This is a genomic window from Fibrobacter sp. UWB11, from assembly GCF_900143015.1.
Lineage (GTDB): Bacteria > Fibrobacterota > Fibrobacteria > Fibrobacterales > Fibrobacteraceae > Fibrobacter.
In genome coordinates this window covers 108,591-119,987 of the sequence record NZ_FSRT01000002.1, presented here as the reverse complement: position 1 = coordinate 119,987, position 11,397 = coordinate 108,591, and the positions used below count along the sequence as shown (strand labels likewise).

General features: G+C 49.3%; 7 protein-coding genes. 2 read left to right on the top strand and 5 right to left on the bottom strand.

Features of this window, described 5'->3' with window-relative positions; genetic code table 11:
- Positions 1-206: 206 nt before the first annotated feature.
- From polA to BUQ91_RS09140, 3 genes are all read right to left on the bottom strand, one after another.
- Entirely contained in the window at positions 207-3,080 is a 2,874-nt protein-coding gene (polA, locus tag BUQ91_RS09150; protein WP_074209035.1) for a DNA polymerase I, read from the bottom strand.
- Positions 3,081-3,178: 98 nt separating this feature from the next.
- On the bottom strand, positions 3,179-4,867 hold the full coding sequence (locus BUQ91_RS09145; RefSeq protein ID WP_074209034.1) for a bifunctional ADP-dependent NAD(P)H-hydrate dehydratase/NAD(P)H-hydrate epimerase: 1,689 nt from the start codon (positions 4,865-4,867) through the stop codon (positions 3,179-3,181).
- 12 nt (positions 4,868-4,879) lie between these two features.
- Positions 4,880-5,761, bottom strand: a complete 882-nt coding sequence (locus BUQ91_RS09140) for a porin family protein (protein ID WP_074209033.1) — start codon at positions 5,759-5,761, stop codon at positions 4,880-4,882.
- A 216-nt stretch (positions 5,762-5,977) separates the two neighbouring features.
- Between BUQ91_RS09140 and BUQ91_RS09135 the strand changes: the two genes are divergently transcribed.
- Together BUQ91_RS09135 and BUQ91_RS09130 are read left to right on the top strand one after the other, a co-directional pair.
- Positions 5,978-6,280 (top strand): ArsR/SmtB family transcription factor, encoded by a 303-nt coding sequence (locus BUQ91_RS09135; RefSeq protein ID WP_254794356.1) that lies wholly within the window; start codon positions 5,978-5,980, stop codon positions 6,278-6,280.
- Between the two features lie 2 nt (positions 6,281-6,282).
- Entirely contained in the window at positions 6,283-7,725 is a 1,443-nt protein-coding gene (locus tag BUQ91_RS09130) for an SO_0444 family Cu/Zn efflux transporter (protein ID WP_074209032.1), read from the top strand.
- Here the strand turns inward: BUQ91_RS09130 and BUQ91_RS09125 are convergent.
- Complete coding sequence (locus BUQ91_RS09125; protein ID WP_074209031.1) at positions 7,722-8,717, bottom strand: hypothetical protein; 996 nt, start codon at positions 8,715-8,717, stop codon at positions 7,722-7,724. The genes BUQ91_RS09130 and BUQ91_RS09125 overlap by 4 nt on opposite strands.
- A gap of 24 nt (positions 8,718-8,741) precedes the next feature.
- A complete protein-coding gene (locus tag BUQ91_RS09120; protein WP_074209030.1) occupies positions 8,742-11,360 on the bottom strand; it encodes a DEAD/DEAH box helicase in 2,619 nt (872 codons plus the stop codon).
- Positions 11,361-11,397: the final 37 nt, after the last annotated feature.

Below are 11,397 nucleotides of genomic sequence, written 5' to 3'. Positions count from 1 at the left end.
ATCTCAAACATCCCTTTTTCTCATACACTCAAGAATACACCCGTTGTACGCCTAGTAATATATATGAAAAAGGTTTGAAACGCAACTGAAAAATTATTTACATAGAAATAAATAACAAGTTTGTAAGAATAAACGTGGTTAAAATCACATTCGTTTGAGAACTTTTTTTGAGAACATTTGGATCGGCGCGGGCGAGATTCGCCGCCTTAATGCGCCTCTAACCAGTTTTTGCCGAATCCGACGCTAGCAACGAGTGGAACTTTAAGTTCCATTGCTCCTTCCATTTCGGACTTGACCATGGCAGAAAGTTCTTCGACCTGGTCCTTCGGGCATTCGAACACGAGTTCGTCGTGCACCTGGAGCATCATGCGTAGCGGGAGGTTCTCGTCGTTGATGCGCTTTTGGATACGGATCATGGCAATCTTGATGAGGTCGGCGGCGCTCCCTTGCACGGGGGTGTTCACGGCCATGCGTTCGGCCATTTGCGATTCCATGCGGTCGGAACTGTCGATGCCTGCGATGTAGCGGCGGCGGCCGGAAAGCGTTTCGACGTAGCCGTCGCGGTGGGCGGCGGCCTTGGTGTCGTCGATGAACTTTTGCACGCCCTGGTACATTTCGAAATAGCCGTCGATGAAGCTCTTGGCCTGTGCCATCGGGATTTTCAAATCGCGGGAGAGGCGGAAGGCTGTCATGCCGTAGAGCACGCCGAAGTTCACGACCTTCGCGTCGCGGCGCATGTCGGCGGTCACGTCTTCGAGGCTTACGCGGTTGATGGCGGCTGCAGTGCGGGCGTGAATGTCGATCCCTTCCTTGTAGCTTTCGATGAGCGCTTCGTCTCCGCTCAGGTGGGCTAGCATGCGGAGCTCAATCTGCGAGTAGTCCACTGCGAGAATCACGTTGTTCGGGTTCTGCGGTACGAATGCGGCGCGGATTTGCTTGCCGAGTTCGCTGCGGACGGGAATGTTTTGCAAGTTCGGGTCGCGGCTCGAAAGGCGGCCTGTCGCGGTGCCCCACTGGATAAAGCTCGTGTGGATGCGTTTGGTGTCCGGATTCACGAGCGTCGGGAGCACGGAGACATAGGTGCTCTGCATTTTCTTGAGTTCGCGGTATTCGATGACAGCGAAAACAATCGGGTGGGCCGCGCGGAAGCTGAGTTCTTCGAGGACGGCGGCATCGGTGCTGCGTTTTTTGATTTCGGGGAGTCCGAGTGTGTCGAAGAGCACTTCGCCGAGCTGCTTGGGTGAACCGATATTGAATTCACAACCGGCCATGTCGCAGATTTCTTTTTCGAGCTTTTCGATGCGGTGCTGCAAATTGGCTTGCAGGTCCTTTAGAATCTTGGTGTCAACGAATGCGCCAACGCCTTCCATCTGGTAAAGCACCTTGAGAAGCGGCATTTCCTGACTGAAGAAGTACTTTTCGTAGTCGTACTTCTGGAGCTTGGCGCGGAGCGGAGCCCAGAGGCGGAGCGTGTAGACCGCGTCTTCGGCGCCGTATTCGGTAGCGTCCTTGATGGGTGTGCGGTTGAAGGTGATTTGGTTCTTGCCGCGTCCGATGAGATTTTCGATTGGAATCATTTCGTGCTGCAAAAGCTGCATAACCTGATTGTCGAGACCGAGCCCGGTTTGGCCTGGCGAGAGCATCCAGGCGGCAATGAGCGTGTCGATAATGTTTGCGGAGTCGATTTGCTTTTGCGTGAGTCCGAAGGTGCGGGCGAGAACGTGCAAGTCGAATTTGGCATTGTGGAAAACGAGTGAACGCTTGGAACCGCTGGCGGGGAGTGTGCAAGAATCGTTCCAAAAATCGATGAACCACTTCTTGGTGGCGTTGAAGTCAAAGTTTCCGCCCTTGCCGGTGGGGTACGGGAATCCGATATCGTCGGTATGTCCGAGCGGGATGTAGTAGCCCTTGGGAACGCTACCGTCTTTTGCTGCGGCGGCAAGGCAAAGCCCGACAATGCTGCATTGCATCGGATCGAGTCCATCGGTTTCGGTGTCTATACCGATTTCTGTTGCTTCGTCGAATTCCTTCTTCATCTGTTCGAAGGTTTCTTCGTTATCAACGCAGATGTAGGTGGGCGGGAGGTCGGCCGGGAAACTTGCTTTTACGACTTTGCCGGATTCGCTAGAATCGCCGGCCGCGTCGTCGGAAGAGTCGCTAGATTCGCCGCTATCGTCTTTGCGTACAAAGCCGGTTTTGCTCGGAACGTTTTCTAGCAATCGAATGAGACTGTTGATTTCGTGCTCTTTGAAAATGCCTTCGAGCGTGTCGCTGTGGATGCCGCAGAATTCAAGCGCATCGAGGTTGCCGTTGTAGGCGCGCTTTGTCTGTAGCGTTACGAGTTCGCGGCTGAGGAATGCCTGTTCCTTGTTGTTCGCGAGATTGTCGTGCAAACCTTTCTTTTTGATGTTGTCGAGGTTTGCGTAAATGTTGTCCATGTCACCATATTCAGTCAGCAGCTGGATGGCGGTTTTGGGGCCGACTTTCGGAACGCCCGGAACGTTATCGCTCGAGTCTCCCATGAGTGCGAGGTAGTCGCGAATTTTTTCAGGCGGGATGCCGTATTTCTCAAGGACTTGTTGCGGTCCAAAATCGATGCCGTCGGCGCCTTTTTCCAAATGGAAAAGGTGAATTTTGTCGGTCACGATTTGCGACATGTCCTTGTCTTTGCTGATGATCACAACGTGGTCGAAGCCAGCGTTGACAGCTGCTTCGGCGGCACTTGCCATCACGTCATCGGCTTCGTAGCCGGGTTCTGACAAAAGTGGAATGCCGCTTGCTTCCAAGGATTCGCAAAGGAGTGGCATTTGGGCGGCCATTTCGTCGGGCATCGGGCCGCGATTGGCCTTATAGTCCGGGTAAAGTTCGTGGCGGAAAGTCTTGGTGTGCGCGACATCGCGGGCGATTGCAAAATGCGTGGGTTTGTGCTTTGCTAAAATGCGGAGCACTGCGCCCCAATAGCCGTGCATCATGGAAACTTCTTCGCCCTTGCTGTTGACGAGCGGGTTCTGGCTGTATGCGTAGAACATACGGAACGCGAGTGCGAAAGAATCGAGAAGTAATAAAGTCTTTTCTGCCATACTAGGGAATGTAGTAATTTGCCAAAAAGAGCCGAGTCGAATATCGCGCCAAAGTTGGCTTTGGCATGATTGACGATGATGTTTTGGCGCGGGATGTGTTAAAATGCTTTGTGCAGATTCTTAATCACATCGCTCGGGAGCATGCTGAATGCACCGAGTTCTTCACGTGTGATGCGTCCTGCTTTCTGGTGCAAAAGAGCTCCGAGTACGGCTGCTTCTGTTACGGCGAGCCCCTGCGAAATTAAGGCTACGATAATGCCTGTAAGAACGTCTCCGCTGCCGCCCTTTGCCATGCCGGAATTCGCGACAGGAATGATATAAACGTTAGCATCGGGCGCTGCAATAAAGGTGGGGGCTCCTTTTAAAAGAATTACTTTATTTATGCTTGTGGCGATTTCTCTTAATCGGCTCGGAATTTCGCAACTGTTTTCGGGGAGTTTGCCGAAAAGCCTTGCAAATTCTCGAATGTGCGGAGTTAAAATCGCTGGCGCCTTCATCTCACGCAAATACTGTACTGCCGCGCAGTTATTTGTTGCAGCGCAATCCTGTGAAGCGGTGTTGATAGCGCCTTCGTTCAATGTCGCGATGGCGTTTAATGCGTCGGCATCGATGACGGTCGGTGCGCTCAACTGCGGGAGTAAATCAAGAACGGCTTGGACTGCGCCTGCGTTTGTCGAAAGCCCTGGTCCAATGGCGGTGGCGCTTGCGTGTTTCGCGCGCTTTAATAAAGTCGGGATGTGTTCAGGTTGCAGAACTCCGCGATTCTCGCTGTGAGCTTCGTCGCGGCAATTTTCGCCTGCTTTATCTTCGAGTCTACAAAAAACAGGTTCCGAGAGCTTAGTTTGCAAAACTTGTGCGATGCTTTGCGGCACGGCCAATGTTACAAGGCCTGCTCCACTGCGGAGGGCTGCTTCTGTGCAAAGCGCGGCTGCTCCCGGCATACCCTTGGAGCCGGCAATAATTAATGGACTGCCTTGAATACGCTTGTCTCCCCATTCGTCACGTTTGGGCGTGAGTTGCGGAATGGCGCTTTCTGTGATGAGATAAACTCTTTCGTCAAATTGCTGAACGGGTTCTGCAGGGTAGTTCAGCGGAGCGATAACTACTTTGCCAAATGATGGTCCGCCTTCTTTTGTGTAGGCGTCGAGCCGCGGAAATCCGAACAACATTGTTTCATCTGCATGAATGCAAATGTCGTTGCAAATGTGTGCGTTTGAATCATAACCCGTGGGGGCATCTGCTGCGATTACTGGAAGACCGCTATTGTTTATTGCTTGTACGGTGCTTGCAAATTCCTGGCGGAGTTCGCCTTTGGCGCCGTTCCCGAGCATGCAATCGACAATGAGTTTAAAACCTTCGTGCAAAAGGAGTGAGGCTTGCTTGGGGTCTTCTATAATTTTTTTGAAATCAAAAAGGGAGCCGCCCGCTTGCTGAAAATCATCAAGGGCTAATTTGGCTTCGTTCTTGAATTTGATTTCGTTGGCGAGGCTGAATACGGTGCTTTTAATCCCGGCTTGCAAAAGGTGTTTTGCAAGTACGAGTCCGTCTCCGCCATTGTTGCCGCCACCGATAAAAATAGCGATGGGCTCAAGCGCTTTTTCTTGAACAAATTTGAAAAGCGCAAGCCCTGCTTCTTGCATTAACGTGTATCCGCTTTGGATAACGTCTTTTTCGGAAGGTTCGCTCGTATTCTCGTTTGCTAAGAAATTCTTTGACGCAGTATCAAGACCGCGCATGCCATCAGTTGAAAGGATGGGTTGCAAATTCAAAGACTGGAGCGAATACATTTTTACACCGTATTAGATGAACCAGTAGGTGACACCGAGTTTGAACATCATCGTGTGTGCGCCCTTCAGGTTAGAGAACGAGCATTTGACACTGCTCTTGATTTTGGATCCTTCGTAGTCGTCTGCAGTGAGTTCGTCGAGGTACTTCGTGTCAGGGAATACGTCGTTGAAGCCCATGTACCAACGAAAACCGACAGTTAAATTGTCCAAAATGTGGTAGCCGAGACCGATATTGATGCCGAGTTCGACAGCGCTTTGTTCGATGTTTTCAAAATCATCGTAAGCGCCGCTTTCGTTTTCTATAGTGTAATCACCGCTTGTGTTGATAGAAATCTGCGGACCGACTTCAAGATAGAATGTTTTTGTAATTTCGCCTCGTACATAAAATGCGAAATCAAGGAAGGTCATGTCGAAGTTTCTGGTGTAATCGTCGTCTCCGTGTTCAAGATAAAGGAGGCGGAAGGCGATTTCTGGAGTGAACAAAAGTCCTTTCGTGATGGTGAAGCGTGCTGCAACACCGAAATCAGCACCGAAACCTGTAGGCGCGTCCAAGTCGTCGAGGTCCTTGAAGCCCCAGAAGTTACCATAGATGAATGATGCGCGTGCGCCGAATCCGATTGCTTGTTTTTTGGGATTGTAGGCGGGCTGTTCATCGATAGGCATGGAATCGTTGCTTTCGGCTGGGGCGGCTTCGGCCTGTGTTGTTGTTGCAGGCTGTGCAGTCGCTTGTGCGGCTTGCGGTTCGTTGTATGCCGGAGCAGGAACTTCAACGGCAGCCGGGGTTGTTGTTACGGGTTGTGCGTTATCCCATTCAGAAGATTGTGAATAGTCTTGAGCGGTTGCGATTGCGGTAGCGCAGAGAACGGTCAAAAGACTGGCTGCGATTTTTTTCATAAAAACTCCTTTTTAATACAATCCTTTTAAAGGATTTCCTGGCTTGTAATGATAATATAATAAACAGATTAATCTGTTTTGATGTGTTTTGCTCCAAAATGACTGAAATATGAGGCGTTCGTCTTGACATAATGAATGAAAATATGTATATATGAATTGTTGTTCATGTATTTAAACAATTAAAAAAAGAGAACGAGTATGTGCAAAGCATCGAATATGCAAAATATTTCTATCGATACTCTGTTTGAACTTTCGGAGTTTTTCAAGTTCTTTGGCGATACGACACGTATCCGTGTGATTCATCTTTTGCTTTCGGGCGAGATGTCGGTAAGTGCCATTGCCGAAAAGCTGAACCTCGAACAATCCGTGGTAAGTCACCAGTTGCGTATTTTGCGCACGGCGAACTTGGTCAAGCCGACTCGTGACGGGCGTAAAATTTATTACGCGCTCGACGACGAGCATATTGGCGAAATTTTCAATACGGGTCTTGCTCATATTTTGCATAAGAAAAAGGCATAGTCATGGAATACATTACAACTTTTATTCTTGAATTTATTACGCTGTTTTCGGAAATGGCTCCGTTCCTGCTTTTGGGCTTTTTGCTTGCAGGAATTTTGCATGTGTGGGTGCCGAATCAAGTGTATGTGCCTAAAATTTCGAAGCCGAATTTTGCATCTGTGCTTTGGGCCTCTTTATTTGGAGTGCCGCTTCCGATTTGCAGTTGTGGCGTGATTCCGACATCGATTGCGCTCAGGCGTGAAGGCGCTAGCAAGGGCGCAAGCGTGAGTTTTTTGATTTCGACTCCTGCGACGGGCGTAGATTCTATTTTGGCAACATACTCCTTGCTTGGACTTCCGTTTGCCATTCTGCGTCCGATCGCTGCTTTTGCAACTGCTATGTTTGGCGGTGTGCTGACAAATTTTGCAACGCGCAATGAATCTGCGGAAGTTGCTGGTGCGGAATACAAGGATTCTCACGAACATCATCATGAGCATTGTGGTTGTGGCGATCATGAACATTGTGAGTGTGACATCTCGAAAAACTCAGCGACCGCGAAAAAAACTTTTGTTCAAAAACTCGGTGAAACCATCGAATATGGACTCGTCAATATGGTGGGCGATGTGAGCAAGTGGCTTATGATTGGTCTTTTGCTTGGTGCGTTGATTTCTGCATTTGTCCCGAACGAACTGTTCCTTGCATTGCGTGAATACCCGATTCTTTGCATGGTCTGTGTGTTGCTTTTGGCGATGCCGATGTACACGTGTGCGACGGGCTCCATTCCGCTTGCGCTTGCGCTTGTAGCAAAGGGTATTACTCCTGGTGCAGCTCTTGTGCTTTTGATGGCTGGCCCTGCAACGAGTATCGCTTCGATGCTTGTGGTTGGCAAGGCTTTTGGTAAGCGCACTCTCGTTGCATACTTGTTCTCGATTGCTTTTGGTGCGATGTTCTTTGGCTTCATTGTCGATACGTTCTTCATGGATACGTTCCTTTCGGCAATGTTTCCGCAGGGCGCTGCTGAATGTCATGGTCATGGAGCGCTAGGCGTATTCGATTACATTTGTGCCGGTCTCCTTGCTTTGTTTATGATTTATGCAAAGTTCGCACATAAAGGTTGCGATGGACATTGCGGATGTGGTTGCTGTGATTCTCATTGTGGCTGCGAAGACCATGATGACGATGATGAAGAACATGAACATTGCTGCTGCCACAGTCATGATGAAGACCATGACGAGGAACATGACGAACACGAATCGGAACCGAAAACGAAAACATACAAAGTCTTTGGAATGACTTGCAGTCACTGCAAAGCGTGTGTCGAAAAAGCTGCGTTTGCGCTCGAAGGCGTTGTCTTTGCTGCGGCAAATGTCGCAAAAAAAGAACTCGTTATCGAAGGTTCTGTGGACGAAGCGGCTTTAAAGAAAACTATCGAAGAAGCTGGCTTTGAATTCGGTGGCGAAGCCTAGAAAGATCGTTCCCAGCTGAACGCAATGCTGTCAAAATACCATTCGCGTCCAGACTGAATAAGGTGAGGTTCTTCCTCGCCTTTTTTGTGGTCTGTGGTAAAGCTTCTACGGCTTGCTATTATAGCATCAATAGTAAGGGAGTTTGTTTTGTTTAAAGCAAGTCTTGCAAGAAAGTTTAATTTGACGGTTATGAATTTGCCAAAAGTATCGGCATAGTCTCCAAAATCTTTTTTGCTATAGTTCCCGTACATATCGGCCATGATTCCAACGAAGTTGACAACTTTGGGCATCTGGTAGCCGAGCAATGCAATGAATTCATAACCGAGTCCGTTTGCGTAGCCTTCGGTTGTTTGCCATGCCCACAATTGTCCTTTTTCGAGGCCCGTGATTCCTTTGTAAATCATCTGGTAATTAGCGACCATGACGACGTGAGTCCAGTCGCCTTCAAAAATTTCACCTGTGTCGAATTGGAATGTTGCGCCGACCCAATGGTCGTGATAGTAATGAGCAAAGGGTGTTAGGTTTTTATAGGTGCTACCGTTGTATTTGCAGAAACCTTCGAAGCCGAGTGCGTTCCAGCCCGAGCCAATACTAGAACCAACGTCAAAAACAAGGAATGGAAGTGGCGTGAATGAAACTTTTGCTATGGGACGTATGCTCAAAGGTGAAAATTCTAGAGATCCGTTGAGCTCTACATTCGCTCCCGAAAGGAGTTCGCCTTCGCCGAGTGGCGTGGGAATTGTGTATGTTGATTTCCATGTTGCCTTGGCGAGAATTCCGTCAAAGGGGCCCGTTATTTTAGCGAAGTGATCACCACCTTTTTGATAGTCGCTTTGGGGATAGTAAGCGAAATCGACCTTTAGCGCGTGCGAAATTTTTTTTGATTCTTCGGCGTGAGCGGAACCGATAAAAGAAACACTGGCAATTACAACAAATGCAATTGTCGAAATGCCCCTCGAAAGTAGATTTTTAAAAAGAGAATAGTTATCCATACCAACATCCTCTTTTAATATAATCTAAACTTCTCCAATCCGTGCAAGTTTTATTAATGGCATTCCGGCTTCTCGGCTTTCGTCGAGATTGACCGTGAAATCAATGCTCCAATCGTTAAATCCTTCCTCGTCTTGCAGCATCTGCTGGATTTGCATAATGTTGCCTTCGTAGGTGACGATAGTGTGGGTGAGGGAACGGCCTTCCACATCCATACGGAATCTGTGGTGTTCGGCAGTGTAAGCGGCCATCGTTTCGATGAGGCACTTCTCGGTCCATGGCGTGCCATCGGCATCTGCCAAAAGTTCGCCTTCGGCGAGGTCGTCGGCAAGGCTGTCCAGCACATCGTTGAAGTCTTGCTTTTGCAAGCTCATCATAATCTGGAAAATGCGTTGGCGCACCAAGCTGAGGAAACGCTTCTTGTCGTAAGTGATGTCGGCGGCGGCCTTGTCTGCACCGAATGCTTTCTCGGCTTCGTCTTCGGCGGTACCTTCGTCCAAGCGTTTCTGGTAATCTTCCGGATGCGCCATCTTTTCCCATTCTTCCAAGAGGCTCGAGTCTACGCGGCGGATCATTTCGCCCAGGTAATCCTGCATTTCCAAGAGTTCTTCGTTCTTGTAGCCGTCGGGAACTGTCTGCGAAAGCACCTTGTAAACGCCGTTCAAGTGGCGCAGCAAAATTGCTTCCATGCGTTGCAAATTGTACTGCTTTACGTAACCACTGAATGTGCTGAAATTCTCGAACATTTCGCGCACAATAGATTTTGGCTCAATGTTTTCGTCTACCCATGGGTGAATATCGGCAAAGGCGTCGAACGTATCGTAGATAAAGTCACGGAGCGGCTTGGGGTATTCGACTTTTTCCAGTTCTTCGAGACGCTGGTTGTATTCCATGCCCTGCGCTTTGAGTTCGTTCATGCGGGCATCGCGAGCTTTGCTTTGCTGGATGCGCAAAATGGCATCAGGATTTTCAAGAATACTTTCGCACAAGGTAATGACATCGAGTGCGTATTCTGGCGAGTCCTTGTCGAGCTTCGGCAGTGTGTCGAGCAGGTACAGCGAAAGCGGTTGGTTCATCGAAAAGTCATCTTGCAGGTCCATGTTAACGCGTAAGTGGCTGTAACCTTTGGCTACCGCTGGAACAAATTCGATAATCTTCTTTTCGACGAGACTGCGGAACAAGAGGAAGGCGCGGTGCTGCAACTGCTTTTTGCTTGCTGCACTTTCGTGGCAATCCTTAAGGAGTGCTCGCATGGCACGGCAGCCGTCCGTCGGGCGGCTTAAAATGTTTAAAAGCATCCCGTGGTTGACTTGGAAACTTGATGTAAGCGGTTCCGGTGCGGAGTCAATCAAACGTTTGAATGTGTTTTCGTCAAACGGAATGTAGCCGTGTTCAGGCGGTTTGCGCTTTTGGAACTTTTTACCGGTCGTGCGGGACTTTGCTTCAAGTTTCAAGTTTTCGATGACATGTTCCGGCGCTTGCGCGACAACGTAACCGACATTGTCAAAACCTTTACGACCTGCGCGTCCTGCAATCTGGTGAAAATCTCGCGCGGTCAAAATGGCGGTCTTGTCACCGCTGTACTTGCAGAGCTGCGTGAAAAGGACCGTGCGGATAGGAACGTTCACGCCAACGCCGAGCGTGTCTGTTCCGCAAATGACTTTGAGCAAACCTTGTTGCGCCAACTTTTCGCAAAGAATGCGGTACTTGGGCAAGAGCCCTGCATGATGAATGCCAATGCCTTGCTTGAGCCAGCGCTTGACATCCGGGCCGTATGGGCTAGAAAAACGGACCTCTTTAATCGCTTCGTTAATTTTGACTTTTTCTTCTTTGGTGCAGAGGTCCAGACTCATAAAGTTCTGGGCGTTGCTTGCGGCCGCAGCCTGCGTAAAGTGAACAACGTAAACAGGTGCTTTGCCTTCGTTCACGAGCTTTTGCACTTCGGTCGAAATTTCTGTAGTGCTATAGCTAAAGTCCAAAGGCACCGGGCGCTGTGAAGAACGGACCGTTACCGATTCGCGACCTGTATGCTTTGTCATGTCGCGTTCGAAAAATTCCGTAGCGCCAACGGTTGCACTCATCAAAAGGAATCGCGACTGCGGGAGCGTCAAAAGCGGAACTTGCCAGGCGACACCGCGTTCGCGGTCGGAATAGTAATGGAATTCATCCATCACGATGTCTGTGATGGTGAGCGTTTCGCCTTCACAGAGCGCCATGTTCGAAAGAATTTCTGCCGTGCAGCAAATGATGGGCGCATCACGGTTGACGGTTGCGTCACCGGTCGAAAGTCCGACGTTTTCGGCGCCAAATTCCTTGCAGAGCGCCATCCATTTTTCGTTCACCAATGCTTTGATGGGGCACGTGTAAACGCTACGGCGGTTGTGCACAAGGCTGTCGAAATGCAGAGCAAGCGCAACCATGGATTTTCCACTTCCGGTCGGCGTGTTGAGAATGACATTTTTGCCGTCTAAAATTTCCAAAATTGCTTCTTCTTGAGCGGGATATAACGTTGTTCCGCGGGCCTCGGCCCATGCCATAAATTGTTCTAAAACGTCTTCGGACGATATGTCGGAACGGTGTCCGTTGACTTTTTCGAGAAGTTCATTCAAAAAATCTTTGAGAATACGCTTGTTTTGCTCTGCCATAGTGGTGCAAAGATAACTTTTTGAAAATATTTCGTAG